General features: G+C 70.0%; 20 protein-coding genes. 16 read left to right on the forward strand and 4 right to left on the reverse strand.

Annotation, left to right across the window (positions count from 1 at the left end):
• Positions 1 to 49: 49 nt before the first annotated feature.
• The 3 genes from ACS5RC_RS12130 to ACS5RC_RS12140 all read left to right on the forward strand — a co-directional run bounded on the left by ACS5RC_RS12130 (position 50) and on the right by ACS5RC_RS12140 (position 1,989).
• Positions 50 to 1,021 (forward strand): Gfo/Idh/MocA family protein, encoded by a 972-nt coding sequence (locus tag ACS5RC_RS12130; protein ID WP_478344115.1) that lies wholly within the window; start codon positions 50 to 52, stop codon positions 1,019 to 1,021.
• 127 nt (positions 1,022 to 1,148) lie between these two features.
• Entirely contained in the window at positions 1,149 to 1,436 is a 288-nt protein-coding gene (locus ACS5RC_RS12135) for a hypothetical protein (RefSeq protein WP_478344116.1), read from the forward strand.
• A gap of 10 nt (positions 1,437 to 1,446) precedes the next feature.
• Complete coding sequence (locus ACS5RC_RS12140; protein WP_478344117.1) at positions 1,447 to 1,989, forward strand: NUDIX hydrolase; 543 nt, start codon at positions 1,447 to 1,449, stop codon at positions 1,987 to 1,989.
• Positions 1,990 to 2,111: 122 nt separating this feature from the next.
• Here the strand turns inward: ACS5RC_RS12140 and ACS5RC_RS12145 are convergent, their stop codons facing one another.
• Both ACS5RC_RS12145 and ACS5RC_RS12150 read right to left on the reverse strand, forming a co-directional pair.
• Entirely contained in the window at positions 2,112 to 2,354 is a 243-nt protein-coding gene (locus ACS5RC_RS12145; RefSeq protein ID WP_478344118.1) for a hypothetical protein, read from the reverse strand.
• Between the two features lie 142 nt (positions 2,355 to 2,496).
• Positions 2,497 to 3,408 (reverse strand): LysR family transcriptional regulator, encoded by a 912-nt coding sequence (locus ACS5RC_RS12150; protein ID WP_478344119.1) that lies wholly within the window; start codon positions 3,406 to 3,408, stop codon positions 2,497 to 2,499.
• Between the two features lie 112 nt (positions 3,409 to 3,520).
• Here ACS5RC_RS12150 and ACS5RC_RS12155 point away from each other — a divergent pair, with 112 nt between their 5' ends.
• The 3 genes from ACS5RC_RS12155 to ACS5RC_RS12165 all read left to right on the forward strand — a co-directional run bounded on the left by ACS5RC_RS12155 (position 3,521) and on the right by ACS5RC_RS12165 (position 6,569).
• Positions 3,521 to 4,450 carry a VOC family protein gene (locus ACS5RC_RS12155; RefSeq protein WP_478344120.1) on the forward strand — a complete coding sequence of 310 codons (930 nt, stop codon included), beginning with the start codon at positions 3,521 to 3,523 and terminating at the stop codon, positions 4,448 to 4,450.
• A gap of 80 nt (positions 4,451 to 4,530) precedes the next feature.
• Positions 4,531 to 5,196: an alpha/beta hydrolase gene (locus ACS5RC_RS12160; RefSeq protein WP_478344352.1), complete on the forward strand. Its 666-nt coding sequence runs from the start codon at positions 4,531 to 4,533 to the stop codon at positions 5,194 to 5,196.
• A 158-nt stretch (positions 5,197 to 5,354) separates the two neighbouring features.
• Positions 5,355 to 6,569, forward strand: a complete 1,215-nt coding sequence (locus tag ACS5RC_RS12165) for an FAD-dependent oxidoreductase (RefSeq protein WP_478344121.1) — start codon at positions 5,355 to 5,357, stop codon at positions 6,567 to 6,569.
• Positions 6,570 to 6,609: 40 nt separating this feature from the next.
• Here ACS5RC_RS12165 and ACS5RC_RS12170 read toward each other — a convergent pair whose 3' ends face one another.
• Positions 6,610 to 7,512, reverse strand: coding sequence for an amino acid ABC transporter substrate-binding protein (locus ACS5RC_RS12170; RefSeq protein WP_478344122.1), 903 nt, complete (start codon positions 7,510 to 7,512; stop codon positions 6,610 to 6,612).
• Positions 7,513 to 7,516: 4 nt separating this feature from the next.
• On the reverse strand, positions 7,517 to 8,800 hold the full coding sequence (locus tag ACS5RC_RS12175) for a dicarboxylate/amino acid:cation symporter (protein WP_478344123.1): 1,284 nt from the start codon (positions 8,798 to 8,800) through the stop codon (positions 7,517 to 7,519).
• A gap of 283 nt (positions 8,801 to 9,083) precedes the next feature.
• Here ACS5RC_RS12175 and ACS5RC_RS12180 point away from each other — a divergent pair, with 283 nt between their 5' ends.
• The 10 genes from ACS5RC_RS12180 (at position 9,084) to ACS5RC_RS12225 (ending at position 18,528) form a co-directional block, all read left to right on the forward strand.
• Positions 9,084 to 10,001: a branched-chain amino acid ABC transporter permease gene (locus ACS5RC_RS12180; RefSeq protein WP_478344124.1), complete on the forward strand. Its 918-nt coding sequence runs from the start codon at positions 9,084 to 9,086 to the stop codon at positions 9,999 to 10,001.
• The gene (gene livM, locus ACS5RC_RS12185) at positions 10,001 to 11,380 is read left to right on the forward strand and encodes a high-affinity branched-chain amino acid ABC transporter permease LivM (RefSeq protein ID WP_478344125.1); all 1,380 of its coding nucleotides are present in this window, start codon (positions 10,001 to 10,003) and stop codon (positions 11,378 to 11,380) included. Before ACS5RC_RS12180 ends, livM begins: the two co-directional genes overlap by 1 nt.
• Positions 11,381 to 11,399: 19 nt before the next feature.
• Positions 11,400 to 12,296, forward strand: coding sequence for an ABC transporter ATP-binding protein (locus ACS5RC_RS12190; protein ID WP_478344126.1), 897 nt, complete (start codon positions 11,400 to 11,402; stop codon positions 12,294 to 12,296).
• Positions 12,293 to 13,090 carry an ABC transporter ATP-binding protein gene (locus tag ACS5RC_RS12195; RefSeq protein ID WP_478344127.1) on the forward strand — a complete coding sequence of 266 codons (798 nt, stop codon included), beginning with the start codon at positions 12,293 to 12,295 and terminating at the stop codon, positions 13,088 to 13,090. The genes ACS5RC_RS12190 and ACS5RC_RS12195 overlap by 4 nt, the downstream gene beginning before the upstream one ends.
• An 8-nt stretch (positions 13,091 to 13,098) precedes the next feature.
• Positions 13,099 to 13,470, forward strand: coding sequence for a DUF6867 family protein (locus ACS5RC_RS12200; protein WP_478344353.1), 372 nt, complete (start codon positions 13,099 to 13,101; stop codon positions 13,468 to 13,470).
• Positions 13,471 to 13,584: 114 nt separating this feature from the next.
• Entirely contained in the window at positions 13,585 to 14,706 is a 1,122-nt protein-coding gene (locus ACS5RC_RS12205; RefSeq protein ID WP_478344128.1) for a branched-chain amino acid ABC transporter substrate-binding protein, read from the forward strand.
• Positions 14,707 to 15,159: 453 nt separating this feature from the next.
• Positions 15,160 to 16,077, forward strand: coding sequence for an amino acid ABC transporter substrate-binding protein (locus ACS5RC_RS12210; RefSeq protein WP_478344129.1), 918 nt, complete (start codon positions 15,160 to 15,162; stop codon positions 16,075 to 16,077).
• 153 nt (positions 16,078 to 16,230) lie between these two features.
• On the forward strand, positions 16,231 to 16,953 hold the full coding sequence (locus ACS5RC_RS12215) for an amino acid ABC transporter permease (RefSeq protein WP_478344130.1): 723 nt from the start codon (positions 16,231 to 16,233) through the stop codon (positions 16,951 to 16,953).
• Positions 16,953 to 17,645: an amino acid ABC transporter permease gene (locus ACS5RC_RS12220; protein ID WP_478344131.1), complete on the forward strand. Its 693-nt coding sequence runs from the start codon at positions 16,953 to 16,955 to the stop codon at positions 17,643 to 17,645. The genes ACS5RC_RS12215 and ACS5RC_RS12220 overlap by 1 nt, the downstream gene beginning before the upstream one ends.
• A 154-nt stretch (positions 17,646 to 17,799) precedes the next feature.
• Entirely contained in the window at positions 17,800 to 18,528 is a 729-nt protein-coding gene (locus ACS5RC_RS12225) for an amino acid ABC transporter ATP-binding protein (RefSeq protein ID WP_478344354.1), read from the forward strand.
• The last annotated feature ends 6 nt before the right edge of the window (positions 18,529 to 18,534 follow it).

The following is an 18,534-nucleotide window of genomic DNA, read 5'->3' on the forward strand; positions in this document are numbered from 1 at the left end:
CGGGATCGCCAGCGGGTATGCAGGGCCGGGATCCAAGACCAGGTGGCGCATGGCCGATCGACCGCTCGCACTCGGCATCATCGGCGCCGGCATCATGGGCGAGCGCATGCTCCGCGCCGTCGCGGCGCAGACGGTTCCGAGCGTCCGTGTCGCTGCCCTGTGGGATCCGGCACCCGCGGCCCTGGCGCGCGCGGCCGTCTCGTTCCCGGACGTGCCGCAGGCGGCGGATGCGGCGGCCCTCATCGCGGCCAGCACCTGCGTCTACGTCGCGTCGCCGCCGGCCTCGCACCTCGTCCATGCCCGCGCGGCGCTCGCGGCCGGCCGCAGCGTGTTCTGCGAGAAACCCCTCGCCGTCGACGTCGCCCGGGCCCGCGCCTTCGTGGCGGAGGCCGGGGACCGGGGCGCGGTGAACTTCCCGTTCGCCTCCTCGCCGGGCGTCGCCACCCTCGCGGCCTGGATCGCGGACGGGGCGGTCGGACGGGCCCGACGTCTGACCATCGAGGTCGCCTTCGCCCGCTGGCCGCGCCCCTGGCAGGCCGATGCCGCCGGCTGGCTCGATGCGCGCGCCGAGGGCGGCTTCACCCGCGAGGTGGTCTCGCATTTCCTCTTCCTGAGCCGGCGCCTCGTCGGGCCGCTGCACGGGCTGCGCGCCGCGACCGCCTTTCCCGAGCCCGGCCGGTCCGAGCGCGCGATCGAGGCCACGCTGTCGGCGGGCGCCGTGCCGGTCGTCCTGACCGGCCGGGTCGGCGCGACCGAGAGGGACGACCACAACACCTGGACGCTGGAGGGCGATGCGGGCGCGGTCCGGCTGCGCGACTGGGCGATCGCGGAACGGCGCCGGCCCGACGGGTCCTTCGAGCCCGCGCCGGACGCGATGGCCAACGACCGGGCGCGCATGGTCGCGCTCGGGCGCCAGCTCGAAGGCCTCGTGAGTATGGCCCGGGGGCACCCCCATCACCTCGCCACCTTCGCGGAGGCGCTCGAGGTCCAGGAAACGGTCGAGGGCATTCTCTCGGCCTGAGGCAGGCCCGGATCGGCACCCGGAGACAGGTTTCGTGCTGGTCGCGGGCTTGCACGTGTCCCAGCGCACAGCAGCGGGTTGTCTCATTATCGGACAGCTACGATGCCGATTCACTGGAACTGCCGCCATGCTGGCATTCAACCCGTCCCAGACCCGTCAGACCGCCCTTGCCGCGCGGCGGGCCGTCGCCCTCGCCAACGCGAACTGGTTCCGCGCGATGGCGTGGCGCGCCCTGCGGGACGGCCAGCCGAACGGCGCGCAGCGCGCCGCCAATGCGCGAGCCGCGGCACGCATCGTGTTGCGCCAAGCGCGACGGGACGCGCTGGTCTACAGGATGGCGACCGAGGCGCTCGGAAGCGCGAGCAGCGCGCGTCTGGACGGCCCGGCACTTCTGCTGCGAGAGGACGGACAATAAGGATGGCCGCGTGACGATTGACCGCCGCTGGACGGTGACGGGCTCGACTTATCCGCTGGCGGATCGCTGGATCCGCGTCCGGGCCGACGATTGCATCACGGAGGCGGGCGTCCACGTCGCGCCCTATTACGTCCTCGAATTCAGCGACTTCGTGCACGTGCTCGCCGAGGACGAGGACGGCCGGATCGTGCTGGTCCGCCAGTACCGGCACGGCTGCGCCGGCGACAGCCTGGAACTGCCGGGCGGAATCGTGGATCCGGGCGACCCCGATATCCTGGGCACCGGCGCGCGGGAGCTTCAGGAGGAGACCGGCTACGTGGGCGGCCGGCACGAGCACCTCATCTCGCTCAGCGTCGACCCGGCGCGCTACGCGAACCGGCTTCACCTCGTCCGCGCGACGGGCGTCCGGCCCGGCCCCGCCAATCCCGAGGCGACCGAATCGATCGAGGTCGTGCTGGTGAGCCGGGACGAAGCGATGCGGATGGCCGTCTCCGGGGCGATCCTGAACGCGGCGCATGCCGGCCTGCTCCTGATCGGCCTGTCGCGGCCCTGACCCGGCGCGGCTCCGCGCCCTGCTCGCCTGCCGTGCGTGGACGTGAAGGCCGGCTCGGCGGAGGAAGGTCCGGGACCTCGATGATCCGGAGCCAATTCCTCGCGACGCGATCGGTCAAGTCCCTAGTCCGGGATCGCGTAGCCGATCGCCGAGAAGGTGAGGGCCATCGCGGTGACGCCCGCCGCAAGCCGGCCGAGAAGTCCGGACCAGGGCGACCGCGCGACCGGCCCGGCCTCGGAATCGTGCTCGTAGCGGCGGATCAGCGCCTCGAAGCTCGGGACGGCTCGGCAGGCGAGCCAGATCCACAGCATGAGCGACGCGACGCTCAGAATGTCTCCACCGTAGGTGAAGCCGTCGTCCAGCATGGCATGACCCACGAGCCACGCCCCCTCGCGGAAAGGTTAGGCGGATCGCGCCGAGGCTGACAAGTTCGCTTCGCCGTCACGGCGACGAGATCGTCGGCGCGCCGTCGGCCCGAGTGCGCAACGGCACCGGACTGACGCGGGATCAGCGCCGGGCCCAGGCGGCGGCCGTGAGCGTCTGCACCAAGTGCGTGACCAAAGCCGTGACCCGTGCCGGGCGCGGCTCGCCCGGCGGCATCACGAGATGCAGGGCGATCGGTGGCAGGGACCAGTCCGGAAGCAGGCGCTCCAGGTGCCCGGCCTCCAGATCCTGCCAGACCATGAAATCGGGCTGGACCGCGAGGCCGAGACCGGCCCTCAGCGCCGGCGTCAGGGCGTCGGCGTTGTTCGCCCGCATCGGGCCGCCCGGCACGATCGCAACGTCGATGCCCTGCGGGTCGGTGAAGTGCCAGCGGTCGGGGGTCGGCAGGTAGGCGTAGCCGAGGCAAGCGTGGTCGGCGAGGTCGCGCGGATGCCCGGGCCGCCCGTGCCGCTCGAGATAGGCGGGCGCCGCCACCAGCGAGCGGTGGATCGCGCAGAGCCGCCGGGCGCGCAGCGAGGAATCCGGCAGCGCGGCGATGCGCAGGCCGAGATCGAAGCCGCCGCCGACGAGATCGACCACGGCGTCGCTGAGATGAAGGTCCACCGACACCGCCGGGTGCCGCGCCAGGAAATCCGGCAGGCACGGGGCGACGTGCATCACCCCGAACGACATCGGTGCCGCGAGCCGCACGGTGCCCTGCGGCTCGGATGCGCCCGCGATCGCCTCGGCCTCCGCCGCTTCGCCCTCGGCCAGGATACGGGTCGCACCGCCGCGCGCCGCGCGGCCCGCCTCCGTCAGCGCGAGGCGGCGCGAGGTCCGGTTGAAGAGGCGGGCACCGAGGCGCGCCTCGAGCCGCGCGACGGCTTTCGAGACGGTCGCCTTCGACAGGCCGAGATCGGCCGCGGCGCGCCCGAACGAGCCGGTCTCGGCGACCTTGGCGAAGATCGCCCACGCCTCGAAGTCGGGAAGCCGCATCTGTCAATTCCGGAAACGATGAGTTTCGATGGTTTCTATTTTCAGACGAGGAGGCAAGCCTCAGATTCCCGTCATCGCGAGGCGCCGCCTTGCCCCCGTCGGGAACCCAGCCATGTCCGAGACAGGCCTCCACCACGTCACCGCCTTCGCCGGCCCCGCCGCCCGCAACGTGGATTTCTACACCCGCGTCCTCGGCCTGCGCTTGGTCAAGAAGACGGTGAACTTCGACGATCCGGGCACCTATCATCTCTATTACGGCGACGAGAGCGGGCGCCCCGGCACCCTGCTCACCTTCTTCCCGATCGCGCATGCCGCGCCGGGCCGCGCCGGGATCGGCGAGACGCAGGAGACCGCCTTCCGGGTGCCCCGCGCATCGATCGGCTGGTGGACGCATCGCCTCGTCGCGCAGGGCGTGCGCCACGAGGCCCTGGTGCAGGTCTTCGGCGAGCCGGTGCTGCGCTTCCGCGATCCCGACGGCATGATGCTCGCCCTCGTCGGCGTCGCCGACACGGCGGCCGATCCCACCTGGGCCACGGCGGAGGTGCCGGCCGAGCACGCGATCCGCGGGCTGCACGGCGTGACGCTGCTGCTCGCCGAGGCCGGGCCGACCGCCGCGATCCTCACGGGCGTGCTCGGCCTGCGCGAGACCGGTCGGGAGGGCTCGGCGACGCGCTACCTCGGCAGCACCCCGCTGGGCGCCGCCGTGACCCTGCGGGCGGTCGGCGGCTTTCTGCCGGGGCGCCAGGGTGCGGGGTCGGTCCACCACATCGCCTTCCGGGCGGCGGACGACGCCGCGCAGGCGGCGATGGCCGACCGGCTGCGGGCCGAGTACGGCGCCGCCGTCACCGAGCAGCGCGACCGCAACTACTTCCGCTCGGTCTATTTCCGCGAGCCGGGCGGGGTGCTGTTCGAGATCGCCACCGACGCGCCCGGCTTCGCCGTGGACGAGCCGCTGGAGAGCCTCGGGAACACCCTCAAGCTTCCGGCCGGCCTCGAGCCGCACCGGGCCCGCATCGAGGAGGTGCTCCCGAAGGTCGCGTGAACCGCGATCGACGCAACCCGTCGCGGGACCCGGACGAGACCGGGGCCCGCGACGACCGGGGCCAGAAGGGCAGGATCGCCATGACCGAGACACCACGCAGCTTCGTCCACCGCTTCGAGCCCGGCGCAGATCCGCGCCGGCCGCCGCTCCTGCTCCTGCACGGGACGGGCGGCGACGAGACCGACCTCCTGCCGCTCGCGCGGGTGGTCTCCCCCGGATCCGCGCTGCTGTCTGTGCGCGGCCCGGTCCTCGAGAACGGGATGCCGCGCTTCTTCCGGCGCCTCGCCGAGGGCGTGTTCGACGAAGCGGACCTGCGCCGCCGTGCCGGTGATCTCGCGGCGTTCGTCGGCGAGGCACGGCACGCCTACGGCCTCGCCGCCCCGGTGGCGCTCGGCTTCTCCAACGGCGCCAACATCGCGGCGGCGCTGCTGATGCTGCGCCCGGGCACGCTGGCGGGGGCCGCCCTGATCCGCGCCATGGTGCCGCTCGCCGAACCGCCCGCGCCGGAGCGGGCCGCCATCCGGGTCCCGGTGCTGCTCCTGTCGGGGGCGATGGATCCGATCGTGCCGGCCGACAACGCCCGGCGTCTCGCGGCGGATCTGGAGCGGGCCGGGGCCGCGGTCGAGCATCGCGTCCTGCCGGCCGGGCACGGCCTCGGGCAAGCCGACGTGGCGGCGCTCGGCGGGTGGTTCGCCGAGACGGGACGCTTCACCGCGCCGGGCGGCGCCGCGGCCGTCCCGGCCTGACCGAACCGGCACGTGCGGGGCCACCGGCGCGTGCCGATCCGGGACGGAAACCACCGCTCCGGCCGCGCACGAACGATGCAGGCGTTTATTCCGTCGCCGCCGCGATGTCCTCGAATGGTTCGAGGCGCGCGATCCGGGCCCGTGCGGAGTATCCCGTCATGCCATCCCGTGTCTCCACTCCCCAGGGCGCGCGTCGGAACGGGACGGAGATCTGCTACGACGTCCTGATCGTCGGGGCGGGTCTGGCGGGCACCAGCCTCGCCGCGGCGCTCGCGCGGCTCGGCCACCGCGTCCTCCTGGTCGCGGCGACCGAGCGGCACCCGCGCGAATTTCGGGCCGAGAAATTCGCCGAGGGCGAGATGGCGATCCTCGACCGCTATGGTCTCGGACAGGCGGCACGCGCGGTTGCGACGCTGATGCGGACCTGCACCGAGGGCCGCTGGGGCCGCCTGGTCTCCCGGCTGCCGGCGCGCGAGTACGCGATGCGCTATCCCGAACTGGTCGACGCGCTGCGATCCGCCCTTCCGGCCGAGGTCGATCAGGTCGTCGGACGCATCGAGACGGTGGGCGCCGGACCGGAGCGGCAGGAGATCGTCCTCTCGGACGGACGCCGCTTCAGCGGGCGGCTTCTCGCGGTCGCCACCGGCTTCGGCGACGCGCTGCATCGGCAGCTCGGCCTGGAGCGGACGGTGACGAGCCGCGCCCACACCCTGGTCTACGGCTTCGACGTGCCGCCCGCCTCGCTGATGCTCGGCGGCGACCAGATCGTCTGGCACGGGGAGCGGGCGCGCGATCGCGTCGCCTACCTGACGGTCTTCCCGATCGGGCAGACCCTGCGGGCCAACTTCTTCACCTACTGGAAGCGGGAGGACGCCGCGGCCTCCGCCTTCGCGGCCGACCCGGCCGGCAGCCTGGAGCGCCTGTTGCCCAATCTCGTGGCCAGCAGCGGCGCCATCGTGCCGTCCGGACCGATCAAGATGCGGCCGGTGGACCTCATCGCGACGCCGAGCCCGGTTCGGGACGGCGTGGTCCTCGTGGGCGACGCCTTCTGCACCACCTGCCCGACCTACGGCACCGGCGTGCGCAAGGCCCTTTCGGACGTCGAGACCCTGGTCCGCCTGATCCCCGGCTGGCTCGCGAGCCCCGGCATGGCGGCGGCCAAGGTCGCGGCGTTCTACGCCGACCCGACCAAGGCCGGCCTCGATGCGGAGACGGTGGGCAAGAGCCTGCGCCTGCGCCGGATGGTGGTCGACACAAGCTTCACCGGCCGCTTCCTCTACACCCGCAGCTTCCTCTACCGGCGCGGCCTGCTGGCGGTGCGGGACGCTGCGGCCCGGCTCTCGGGACGCGAGCCGCTGCAGGACCGTGCCTGACGCGGCGGGAGCCCGCACCCGGCACCTCGGGCGCCCGCGCTCAATCCTCCAGCCCGATGAGCTGGAAGCTCGTGCGCAGATCGTTCGACATCGGCACGTCGAGGCGCTCGCCGTTCGGCAGGCGCTTGAGGAACCAGCGCTCGTAGATCCAGCGCAGCTCCCGCGTCTCGGCGAGCCGCGAGAACGCGGCGCTCACGGTGGCGGCGAGTTCCGGATCGTCTTTGCGGAACACGATGCCGTAGGGCTCGAAGGAGAGCTTGTCGGGCAACACCGTGAAGCCGGCACCGGCCGGACCCGCATCGGCGATCAGCCCGTAGAGCAGCACGTCGTCGGTGGCGAAGGCGTCGGCGCGGCCGTCCTTGACCAGGGCGAAGGAGGCGGCGTGGTCGGGCGCCGTCAGGATCTCGGCCTGCAGCTTCAGCTTGGCCAGGAGCGCGCGGAGCGCGCCCTCGTTCGTCGTGCCCGCAGTGACCACGACCTTGCGCCCGCCGAGATCGCGGTAGGAGGCGATCGGCGAGCCGCGCGGCACCAGCAGCTTCGTGGCGCTGATATAGGTGACCGGCGAGAAGGCCACGCTCCGGCGGCGCTCAGCGTTGGCGGTGGTCGAGCCGCATTCGAGATCGACCCGCCCCGAGGTGACGGCCTCGATCCGGTTGGCCGCGGTGACGGGCTCGTAGCGGACCTTCAGGTCGGTGCGCCCGGTCGCGCGCCCGATCTCCTCGACGATCTCGCCGCAGAGGTCGAGGGCGTAGCCGACCGGCCGCTGGCCGTCGAGGAAGGAGAACGGCACCGCCGCCTCGCGGTAGCCGATCACCACCGTGCCGCGCTCGGCGACGGTCTTGAGCGTCCCGGTCAGCACCTCCACGGCACGCGCCGGCGAGGCGAGGGCGAGGGCGCCGGCGAGGAGCGATGCGGCGAGACAGAGAGTCCGGGCGCGCGTCATCGACCTACTCGGCGGGTGCGGGCAGGGGACTGACGTCGCGATCGAGGCGGCGGTCGACGAGGTCGAGCTGGCCCTCCCACTTGGCGACCGCGACGGTGGCGACGCTGTTGCCCAGCACGTTCGTGGCCGAGCGGCCCATGTCGAGGAACTGGTCGATGCCGATGATCAGCAGCAGGCCAGCCTCCGGGATGTTGAACTGCGATAGCGTCGCCGAGATCACCACCAGGGAGGCGCGCGGCACGCCGGCCATGCCCTTCGAGGTCACCATCAGCAGGAGCAGCATGGTGAGCTGCTGCCCCCAGGTCAGCGGGATGTTGTAGGCCTGGGCGATGAACATCACCGCGAAGGTGCAGTACATCATCGAGCCGTCGAGGTTGAACGAGTAGCCCATCGGCAGCACGAACGAGGTGATGCGGTTGGGCACGCCGAACTGCTCGAGGTTCGACAGGGTCTTCGGGTAGGCCGCCTCGCTCGACGCGGTGGAGAAGGCCAGCACGAAGGGCTCTCGGATCAGCGAGATCAGGCGCCGGATCCCGGCCGAGCCGACGAGCAGGAAGCCGACGAACATCAGCAGGCACCAGAGCACCGACAGGCTCGCGTAGAATTCCAGCATGAACTTGGCGTAGGTGACGATGACGCCGATGCCCTGGGTGGTGATCGTCGCGGCGATCGCCGCGAAGACCGCGACGGGGGCGAACATCATCACGTAGCCGGTGATCTTCAGCATCACGTCGGCCAGCCCCTCGATGCCGGTGGCGAGGGCGTGACCCTTCTCGCCGAGCGCGGCGAGCGCCACGCCGAAGAAGATCGAGAACACCACGATCTGCAGGATCTCGTTGTTGGCCATCGCCTCCACGGCACTCTTGGGCACGAGGTGGGTGACGAACTCCTTCAGCGAGAGCGAGGCGGCCTTCAGGCCGGTGCCGGCGCCGACCTCGGGGAGCGGCAGGTTCAGGTTGTGGCCGGGCTGGAGCAGGTTGACGAGGACGAGGCCGAGCATCAGCGAGCAGAACGAGGCGCCGACGAACCAGAGCAGGGCCTTGCCGCCGACGCGCCCGACCGCGGCGGTGTCGCCCATATGGGCGATGCCGACCACGAGCGTCGAGAACACGAGCGGGGCGATGATCATCTTGATCAGCCGCAGGAAGATGTCGCTGACAAGGGCAATGTAGCCCGAGATCTCCTTAGCCGTCTGGGGATCCGGCCAGGTGATGCTGCACAGGTAGCCGACGACGATGCCGAGCACCATGCCGATGAAGATCAGAGTCGTCAGCCGCGAACCCGCCATCGATGCTCTCCCGCTGCCCGGTTCTTCTGAACAAGTGTTCGAAAGGTGAAGCAGGATGCAGGCCATGCGCAAGGCGTTTTCCGGCCTGCTCCGGATGAAGTCGGACTTTTGTACGTGGGTCCCCGGGCAGCGCCCCGGCGCCCGACAAGCGGGCGAATTGGCGAACCGGCTGCGGCGTCACCGCGGGGTCTTCCGGCGGGCGCAGGGCTGGGCTAGGTGACTTGACGGTACGGGACTTGCTGCCTTGCGGCGAGGACGGACGGCGGGGCAGCACGGACGGACGATGGATATCTTCCTGCAGCAGCTGATCAACGGCCTCACCCTCGGGTCGATCTACGGCCTGATCGCCATCGGCTACACGATGGTGTTCGGCATCATCGGGATGGTGAACTTCGCCCACGGCGACGTCTTCATGGTCTCGAGCTTCATCGCGCTGATCACCTTCCTGATCCTGACGGCGTGGCTCGGGATCAGCTCGGTCGCGGTCGCGCTCCTGATCGTGCTGGTGGTCAGCATGGCGCTGACCGCGCTCTGGGGCTGGGCGATCGAGCGCGTGGCATACCGGCCGCTGCGCGGCTCGTTCCGGCTGGCGCCGCTGATCTCGGCCATCGGCGTCTCGATTTTCCTGTCGAATTTCGTCCAGGTCACGCAGGGCGCCCGCAACAAGTCGACGCCGCCGATGCTGTCGGGGGGTGTCACCCTGATGGAGCGGGACGGTTACTCGGTGTTCCTGTCCTACAAGCAGGTGCTGATCATGGCCGTCACGGTCGTGCTGCTCACCGGCTTCTGGTACCTCGTTCAGCGCACGCCCTTCGGCCGGGCGCAGCGCGCCTGCGAGCAGGACCGCAAGATGGCCGCGCTCCTCGGTATCGACGTGGACCGCACGATCTCGCTCACCTTCGTCCTCGGCGCGGCGCTCGCGGCGGTCGCGGGCGTGCTCTACCTCCTCTATTACGGCGTGGTCTCGTTCTCGGACGGCTTCGTGCCGGGCGTGAAGGCCTTCACGGCGGCGGTGCTCGGCGGCATCGGCTCGCTGCCGGGCGCGGTGCTCGGCGGGCTGATCATCGGCCTGATCGAGGTGTTCTGGTCGGCCTATTTCTCGATCGAGTACAAGGACGTCGCCGCCTTCTCGATCCTCGCCATCGTGCTGATCTTCATGCCGTCGGGCATCCTCGGCCGCGCCGAGGTCGAGAAGGTCTGATGGCTCAGGCGCGCGCCAACGGCCCGGCGGAGATCCTCCGGGATGCCGGCATCTATGCCCTCGTGGCCTTCGGCCTCTGCGTGCCGGTGGTCAGCTACCGCACCGACGCGGGGCCGACCGGGCTCGACCTCACCCCGCGCTGGGGCCTCGTGGCCGCGCTCTGCGGGGCGATCTTCGGGATCCGCATCCTCCAGCGCCTCGTCCTGGCCCGCCGCGACGCCCGGCGCGTCCTGACCCCGTCCCCCGCCCAGGCGACGGAGGCGGTGGGGGCCGAGCCCGATGCGAGCCAGCGCAACTCGAGCCTCGCGCTCTGGGCCTTCGTAGGTCTCGCGCTCACCCTCCCGATCATCGCCACGCTGGCGAGCGGCGGCCTGGGCCAGGCGCGCTACTGGATCGATCTCGGCATCCTGATCCTCACCTACGTGATGCTCGGCTGGGGCCTGAACATCGTCGTCGGCCTCGCGGGCCTGCTCGACCTCGGCTACGTCGCCTTCTACGCGGTCGGCGCCTACACCTACGCCCTGCTCTCGACCACCTTCGGGCTCTCGTTCTGGGTCTGCCTCCCGCTCGCGGGCCTGTTCGCGGGGCTGTGGGGCATGATGCTGGGCTTCCCGGTCCTGCGCCTGCGCGGGGACTATCTCGCCATCGTGACGCTGGCCTTCGGCGAGATCATCCGCCTCGTCCTGATCAACTGGACCGACGTGACCGGGGGCGCGGCCGGCATCTCGTCGATCCCGCGGGCGAGCTTCTTCGGCATCCCGTTCACCGCGGGCGACGAGGGCTTCGCGGCGCGCTTCGGCCTCGGCTTCGATTCGATGCACCGGGTGGTGTTCCTCTACTACCTGATCCTCGTGCTCGCCCTCGTCACCAACCTCGTGACCCTGCGGCTGCGCCGCCTTCCGATCGGCCGGGCCTGGGAAGCGCTGCGCGAGGACGAGATCGCCTGCCGCTCGCTCGGCATCGACACCACCGCCACCAAGCTCACGGCCTTCGCGCTGGGCGCGGCCTTCGGGGGTTTCGCGGGGTCGTTCTTCGCCGTGCGCCAGGGCTTCATCAGCCCCGAGAGCTTCAACTTCCTGGAGAGCGCGATCATCCTGGCGATCGTGGTGCTCGGCGGCATGGGCAGCCAGATCGGCGTCGCGATCGCCGCCGTCGCGATGGTCGGCGGCCCGGAGCTCCTGCGCAACCTCGGCTTCCTCAGCGCGGTCTTCGGCGAGGGCTTCGACCCGAACGAGTACCGTCTGCTGCTCTTCGGCCTCGCCATGGTGGCGATGATGGTCTGGCGGCCCCGCGGCCTGATCTCGACGCGCCAGCCCTCGGTCTCGCTCGGCGCCCGGCGCGCCATCTCGGGCGACCACGTCAGCGAGGGGCACGGCTGACCCAGATGGCACACCGCGCATGACGGCCCCAAAGACCGCCTCCCGCATCGTGACGGACCCGGCCTCCGTGCTCTCCGTCGCCCACCTGACCATGCGCTTCGGCGGGCTCACCGCCGTGGCCGACCTCTCCTTCGAGGCGCGGCGGGGCGAGATCACCGCCCTCATCGGCCCGAACGGTGCGGGCAAGACCACCGTCTTCAACTGCATCACCGGCTTCTACAAGCCGACCGAGGGGATGCTGCGCCTCGCCCACGCGGACGGGTCGGTGCATCTGCTGGAGCGGCTGCCGAACTTCGCGGTGAATCGCACGGCGCGGGTTGCGCGCACCTTCCAGAACATCCGCCTGTTTTCCGGCATGACCGTGCTGGAGAACCTGCTGATCGCCCAGCACGCGCCGCTGATGCGGGCCTCGGGCTTCACCGTGCTCGGGCTCCTCGGCTTCAGCGGCTACCGCGCGGCGGAGAGGGCCGCGATCGAGAAGGCCAAGGACTGGCTCGCCCGGATCGGCCTCACCGCGCGGGCCGACGAGCCGGCGGGCGCGCTGCCCTACGGCGCGCAGCGCCGGCTCGAGATCGCCCGGGCGATGTGCACCGATCCGGTCCTGCTCTGCCTCGACGAGCCGGCGGCCGGCCTCAACCCGCGCGAGAGCGCCGAGCTGAACGACCTGCTGCGCCACATCCGCGACAGCCACGACACCTCCGTGCTGCTGATCGAGCACGACATGTCGGTGGTGATGGAGATCTCGGACCACGTCGTGGTGCTCGATTACGGGTGCAAGATCGCCGACGGGACCCCGGCCGCCGTGCGCGCCGACCCGAAGGTGATCGCCGCCTATCTCGGCGTCGAGGACGAGGAGGTCGAGCAGGTCGAGGCCGAGGTGGGCCTCAGCCTGCCGCATGCGGGAGCGGGCGCATGAGCGTCGCCGGCATCAACGTCCTGGTCGAGGAGACCCGTGCCCGGCAGGACGAAGCCCGGCGCCCGCTGCTGGCGGTCGACGGCGTCTCCACCTTCTACGGGAGCGTCGCGGCCCTGAAGGGCGTCGACCTCACGGTGGGCGAGGGCGAGATCGTCACCCTGATCGGCGCCAACGGGGCCGGCAAGTCGACCCTGATGATGACGATCTTCGGGGCGCCGCAGGCGCGTTCGGGCACCATCACCTACGCGGGGCAGGACATCACGCGCCTGCCCACCCACGCCATCGCCCGGCTCGGCCTCGCCCAGTCGCCCGAGGGCCGGCGGGTCTTCCCGCGCATGAGCGTGTTCGAGAACCTGCAGATGGGGGCGAGCCTGCACGGCGGGCGCCACTTCGCCGAGGATCTCGACCGGGTCTGCGCCCTGTTCCCGCGGCTCAAGGAGCGGCTGCAGCAGCGGGCGGGCACGATGTCGGGCGGCGAGCAGCAGATGCTCGCCATCGGCCGCGCTCTGATGAGCCGCCCCAGGCTGCTCCTGCTGGACGAGCCCTCGCTCGGCCTCGCGCCGCTCGTGGTGAAGGGCATCTTCGACGCGATCCGCGACCTCAACCGGCAGGACGGCATGACGATCTTCCTCGTCGAGCAGAACGCCTACCACGCGCTGAAGCTGGCGCATCGCGGCTACGTGCTGGTCAACGGCCGCGTCACCATGAGCGGCACGGGGCGCGCCCTCCTCGACGACCCGGCGGTGAAGGCCGCCTATCTCGAGGGCGGCCACGCCGCCCCGGACAAGGCGTGAGCCCGATGCTGCAGGGGATCCTCCACGAGGAAGGCTCGATCTGGCTGTTCCTGCTCGTCACGGTGGTGATGGGCGGCTGGGCCGGCTGGATGGCGGCCCGCGCCATCGCCCGGGGCTGGCGCCCGTTCTGGCACTGCGTCCCCGCCCTGCTCGCGGTGGCGGCGGCGGTGCGCTTCATCCATTTCGCGCTGTTCGACGGCACGCTGCTGTCGGCGCAATACTATCTCGTGGACGCCGTCGTGGTGATGATCGCCGGAGCCGCGGGCTTTCGCGTCACCCGGACCCGGCAGATGACCACCCAGTACCGCTGGCTCTATGAGAAGACCTCGCCGTGGACGTGGCGGGCCCGCGATCCGGAATCGGCCGGAACCGCGCCGTGACGCGACGCTTGCGCCCGCCCGCCGGAACGGCTCCGCTCCGAGGGTGGGTGGAATCAGGGTTCGCCGGGTCGGCATCGGCACGGCGGCAGATCACGTGACAGGGAGAACACCGGGATGAGAGCAGTACTTCTGGCAGGCCTCGCGTTCGGCCTCCTCGCCTCGGGCTCCGCCCAGGCACAGCTGAAGATCGCCGTCGGCGCGCCGATCACCGGCAACAGCGCGGCCTTCGGCGCCCAGCTCAAGAACGGCACCACCCAGGCGGTGGAGGACATCAACAAGGCCGGCGGCATCAAGGGCCAGAAGCTTGAGCTGGTTTCGGGCGACGACGCCTCGGATCCGAAGCAGGGCGTCTCGGTCGCCAACAAGTTCGCCTCGGACGGGGTGAAGTTCGTCGTCGGCCACTTCAATTCGGGCGTCTCGATCCCGGCCTCCGACGTCTACGCCGATGCGGGCATCGTCGAGGTGACGCCGGCCTCCACCAACGTGAAGTTCACCGAGCGCGGGCTGTGGAACACCTTCCGCACCTGCGGGCGCGACGACCAGCAGGGGGCGGTCGCGGGCGCCTACCTCGTCGACAAGTTCAAGGGCAAGAAGGTCGCCTTCGTCCACGACAAGACGCCCTACGGCAAGGGTCTCGCCGACGAGACCCTGAAGGCCTTCAAGGCCAAGGGCGGCAAGGAAGCGCTCTACGAGGGCATCAACCCGGGCGAGAAGGACTATTCGGCGCTGGTCTCGAAGCTGAAGCAGAACAACGTCGACGTGGTGTATTTCGGCGGCTACTACACCGAGGCCGGGCTGATCATCCGCCAGATGCGCGATCAGGGCCTGAAGGCTCCGCTGATGGGCGGCGACGGCATGGTCGACAAGGAGCTGGTGGCGATCGCCGGGCCGGGTGCAGCCGGCACCCTCACCACCTTCCCGCCGGACGCCCGCAAGAACCCGGCGGCCAAGGACGCTGTCGCGGCCTTCAAGGCCAAGAACATCGATCCCGAGGCCTACACCCTCTACGCCTACGCGGCCGTGCAGATCTACAAGCAGGCCGTCGAGGGTGCCGGCTCGACGGACGGCAAGAAGGTCGCGGACTTCATGCGCCAAGGCAAGCCGTTCCAGACCGTGCTCGGCCCGATCTCGTACGACAAGAAGGGCGACATCACGAAGCCCGACTACGTGATGTACGAGTGGAAGAAGAACGCGGCCGGGACGGTCGACTACACCGGCAACGAAATCACCCAGTGATCTCACCCGCCCTCGGGGCGGGTCGCCACACTCGGCCCGCAGGGCCGTCCCGCATCCGGTGCGGGATGGCCTTGCGTAGTCCGGCCGCAAGCCGAGCCGCTACATCCATCCTCGAACGTTTCCCGCGGGTTGCCGGAATTGCGGTGCGCCAGCACACAAAATGTGCATGATGCGCGAGGTCAGGGCGAACAAGCCCGACCTCGGCCGGAATGCGGACGATCAGGTGGAAATCTTAGGCAGATCCGCCGCGCGGCGACGCGGTGCGCGCCGGTGCGGGACCGGCCTTGACGCCACGCTTGCGCCGACGGCGCCGGTTCGGTCGACCCGAGACGCCGGCATCGTTCGCAGCCACGGTTCGAAGCGGCACCATCATTGCAAAGGCGCGGCGGTAAGCCGGGCCGGCTCGTGGGGATGCGCCGGCGCTTGTCCGGCCAGATTAGGAGTTTCGTTCTGATGCAGTTTGGTTTCGCCCGCTACGGGCTGGCTCTCGCGCTGGGCGCATCGCTGGCCGCGGCCCCGGTCCAGGCCGAGGAACTCACCGGCACCCTCAAGAAGATCAAGGACAACGGGGCGATCACGATCGGCTACCGCGATTCCTCGGTGCCGTTCTCCTATCTCGACGGCAACCAGAAGCCCGTCGGCTACGCGATGGACATCTGCTACAAGATCGCCGACGCGGTGAAGGCGCATCTCAAGCTCGACAAGATGGAGGTGAAGCTCAACCCCGTCACCTCCGCGACCCGCATCCCCCTGATCGCCAACGGCACGATCGACCTCGAGTGCGGCTCGACCACGAACAACGCCGATCGCCAGAAGCAGGCGACCTTCACCAACTCGCACTTCCTCACGGCGACGCGCTACATCGCCAAGAAGGACGCCAACCTCACCAAGATCGACGACCTGAAGGGCAAGACCGTGGTCTCGACCTCGGGCACCACCAACATCCGGCAGATCAACGAGGCCAACACCGAGCGCAAGCTCGGCCTGACCATCCTGCCGGCCAAGGACCACGCCGAGGCCTTCCTGATGGTCGAGACCGGCCGCGCCGTCGCCTTCGTCATGGACGACGTGCTGCTCGCCTCGCTCGCCGCCAGCTCGAAGACGCCGGACGCCTACGCCATCTCGACCGAGGCGCTCTCGAAGCCGGAGCCCTACGGCATCATGATGCGCAAGGACGACGCCCCCTTCAAGGCGGTGGCGGATGCCGCGACCAAGGCCCTCTACACCAGCCCCGAGGGCAAGGCGCTCTACGAGAAGTGGTTCACCAAGCCGATCCCGCCGCACGGCATCAACCTCAAGCTGCCGATGACCGAGGCGATGGAGAAGCAGTTCAAGACCCCGAGCGACAGCCCGGACCCGGCCGTCTACTGAGCACGGACAGCGTTCGCCTCGCGCGCCTGAGCATCGGCGCGCGAGGTTCCTGTGCAGAAGCCGGTCGATCGGGCCGTTTCCGCGCGCCTCGGGCCGCCGGATCTGCTCGATTGCGCCGATCATCCGGTTCCACGGCGGCAAAGTCTGAGATCGATGAACTATAACTGGAACTGGGGCATCTTCCTCGAGCCCTCGCCGGAGGGCGTCGGCACCTACGCCGACATGCTGCTGTCGGGCCTGCTCTGGACGATCGCCACGGCCCTGTGCTCCTGGGTGATCGCCTTCTTCCTCGGCTCGCTCATCGGCGTCCTGCGCACGCTGCCCTCGAAGGCGGCGAACGCCATCGGCACCGCCTATGTCGAGCTCTTCCGGAACATCCCGCTGCTGGTGCAGATGTTCCTCTGGTACTTCGTCCTGCCCGAAGTGGTGCCGCAATCCATCGGCAACTGGCTGAAGCAATTGCCGAACGCGCCCTTCTACACCGGCGTCGTCTGCCTCGGCTTCTTCACCGCCTCCCGCGTCGCCGAGCAGGTCCGCGCCGGCATCCAGGCGCTGCCCCGCGGCCAGCGCCTCGCCGGGACCGCGATGGGCTTCACGGTCGCGCAGACCTACCGCTACGTGCTGCTGCCGAACGCCTACCGCATCATCCTGCCGCCGATGACGTCCGAGTTCCTGAACAACCTCAAGAACACGTCCGTGGCGCTCACCATCGGCCTGCTCGAACTCACCGCGCGGGCGCGCTCGATGCAGGAATTCTCCTTCCAGGTGTTCGAGGCCTTCACGGCGGCCACGATCCTGTACGTCCTCATCAACATCGTGGTGATCACGGCGGCCTCGTTCCTCGAGCGCTCCGTGGCGGTTCCGGGACAACGCTGATGCTGGGCAATTTCGATTTCAGCGTCATCACGTCGTCGCTGCCCTACCTGTTCGGGACGGGCATGGTCTTCACCGTGACGCTCACCGCGCTCGCGGCCGGCATGGGCGTCGTGCTCGGCACCCTGCTCGCCATGATGCGCCTGTCGGGGGTGCCAGGCCTGAAGCACATCGCCAAGGTCTATGTCGAGTTGATGCGCTCGCTGCCGCTGGTGCTGGTGATCTTCTGGTTCTACTTCCTGGTGCCGTATATCGGCGCCTACGTCACGGGCTCCTCGAATCCGATCCAGGTCGGCGCCTTCCCGTCGGCGCTCATCACCTTCACGCTCTTCGAGGCCGCCTACTTCTCCGAGATCATGCGTGCGGGCATCCAGTCGATCCCCAAGGGACAGACGGCGGCGGCCTCCGCGCTCGGGATGAACTACTGGCAGACGATGACCAACGTCGTCCTGCCGCAAGCCTTCCGCAACATGCTGCCGCTGCTGCTCACCCAGACGATCGTGCTGTTCCAGGACACCTCGCTCGTCTACGTGCTCTCGCTGACGGACTTCATGGGAGCGGCCTCGAAAGTCGCGCAGCGCGACGGGCGCCTCGTCGAAATGTATATCTTCGCGGCGATCGTCTACTTCGCGGTCTGCTTCTCGGCCTCGTTCCTGGTGCGGCGCCTGCAGGCCCGCGTCGCCATCATCCGCTGATCGTCAGCATCCCCACGAGGATCGTGCCATGACCTCCACGCCGATGCCGGCCCCGACGCCGTCGACCCCCGTGGCCCCGGGCGCCCAGGCCCCGGGCGATGCCGGCCTCCAGGCCGGCCCGCTGGTCCAGCCGGGCGCACGGACCGGCGAGACGATGATCGCCATCGACGCCATCAGCAAATGGTACGGCGACTTCCAGGTGCTGACCAACTGCTCCACCAGCGTCGCCAAGGGCGAGGTGGTCGTGGTCTGCGGCCCTTCGGGCTCAGGCAAGTCGACGCTGATCAAATGCGTCAACGCCCTGGAGCCGTTCCAGAAGGGCCAGATCACGGTGGCGGGCACCAAGGTGGTCGACAAATCCACCAACCTGCCCAAGCTCCGCTCGCGCGTCGGCATGGTGTTCCAGCATTTCGAGCTGTTCCCGCACCTCTCGATCACCGAGAATCTGACGATCGCCCAGCGCAAGGTGCTCGGCCGCGACGCCGAGGATGCCAAGAAGCGCGGCCTCGACCTGCTCGCCCGCGTCGGCCTCTCGGCCCATGCCCACAAGTATCCGGGCCAGCTCTCGGGCGGCCAGCAGCAGCGCGTCGCGATCGCCCGCGCGCTCGCCATGAACCCGGTGGTGATGCTGTTCGACGAGCCGACCTCGGCGCTCGATCCCGAGATGGTCGGCGAGGTGCTCGACGTGATGGTGGAGCTCGCCAAGGAGGGCATGACCATGATGGTCGTGACCCACGAGATGGGCTTCGCCCGCAAGGTGGCCGACCGGGTGATCTTCATGGATCGCGGCGAGATCGTCGAGGACGCGCACAAGGACGATTTCTTCGGCAAGCCCCGCTCCGAGCGGGCGCAGCAGTTCCTCTCGAAGATCCTGCAGCACTGACCGGCG

Source organism: Methylobacterium sp. HJ2 (genome assembly GCF_056431005.1).

Excerpts from the sequence above, each read along its gene's own strand:
- ACS5RC_RS12130 (WP_478344115.1), top strand. The coding sequence starts at position 50 with ATGGCCGATCGACCGCTCGCACTCGGCATCATCGGCGCCGGCATCATG.
- ACS5RC_RS12135 (WP_478344116.1), top strand. The coding sequence starts at position 1,149 with ATGCTGGCATTCAACCCGTCCCAGACCCGTCAGACCGCCCTTGCCGCG.
- ACS5RC_RS12145 (WP_478344118.1), bottom strand. The coding sequence starts at position 2,354 with ATGCTGGACGACGGCTTCACCTACGGTGGAGACATTCTGAGCGTCGCG.
- ACS5RC_RS12150 (WP_478344119.1), bottom strand. The coding sequence starts at position 3,408 with ATGCGGCTTCCCGACTTCGAGGCGTGGGCGATCTTCGCCAAGGTCGCC.
- ACS5RC_RS12155 (WP_478344120.1), top strand. The coding sequence starts at position 3,521 with ATGTCCGAGACAGGCCTCCACCACGTCACCGCCTTCGCCGGCCCCGCC.
- ACS5RC_RS12160 (WP_478344352.1), top strand. The coding sequence starts at position 4,531 with ATGACCGAGACACCACGCAGCTTCGTCCACCGCTTCGAGCCCGGCGCA.
- ACS5RC_RS12165 (WP_478344121.1), top strand. The coding sequence starts at position 5,355 with ATGCCATCCCGTGTCTCCACTCCCCAGGGCGCGCGTCGGAACGGGACG.
- ACS5RC_RS12170 (WP_478344122.1), bottom strand. The coding sequence starts at position 7,512 with ATGACGCGCGCCCGGACTCTCTGTCTCGCCGCATCGCTCCTCGCCGGC.
- ACS5RC_RS12175 (WP_478344123.1), bottom strand. The coding sequence starts at position 8,800 with ATGGCGGGTTCGCGGCTGACGACTCTGATCTTCATCGGCATGGTGCTC.
- ACS5RC_RS12180 (WP_478344124.1), top strand. The coding sequence starts at position 9,084 with ATGGATATCTTCCTGCAGCAGCTGATCAACGGCCTCACCCTCGGGTCG.
- livM (WP_478344125.1), top strand. The coding sequence starts at position 10,001 with ATGGCTCAGGCGCGCGCCAACGGCCCGGCGGAGATCCTCCGGGATGCC.
- ACS5RC_RS12190 (WP_478344126.1), top strand. The coding sequence starts at position 11,400 with ATGACGGCCCCAAAGACCGCCTCCCGCATCGTGACGGACCCGGCCTCC.
- ACS5RC_RS12195 (WP_478344127.1), top strand. The coding sequence starts at position 12,293 with ATGAGCGTCGCCGGCATCAACGTCCTGGTCGAGGAGACCCGTGCCCGG.
- ACS5RC_RS12205 (WP_478344128.1), top strand. The coding sequence starts at position 13,585 with ATGAGAGCAGTACTTCTGGCAGGCCTCGCGTTCGGCCTCCTCGCCTCG.
- ACS5RC_RS12210 (WP_478344129.1), top strand. The coding sequence starts at position 15,160 with ATGCAGTTTGGTTTCGCCCGCTACGGGCTGGCTCTCGCGCTGGGCGCA.
- ACS5RC_RS12215 (WP_478344130.1), top strand. The coding sequence starts at position 16,231 with ATGAACTATAACTGGAACTGGGGCATCTTCCTCGAGCCCTCGCCGGAG.
- ACS5RC_RS12220 (WP_478344131.1), top strand. The coding sequence starts at position 16,953 with ATGCTGGGCAATTTCGATTTCAGCGTCATCACGTCGTCGCTGCCCTAC.
- ACS5RC_RS12225 (WP_478344354.1), top strand. The coding sequence starts at position 17,800 with ATGATCGCCATCGACGCCATCAGCAAATGGTACGGCGACTTCCAGGTG.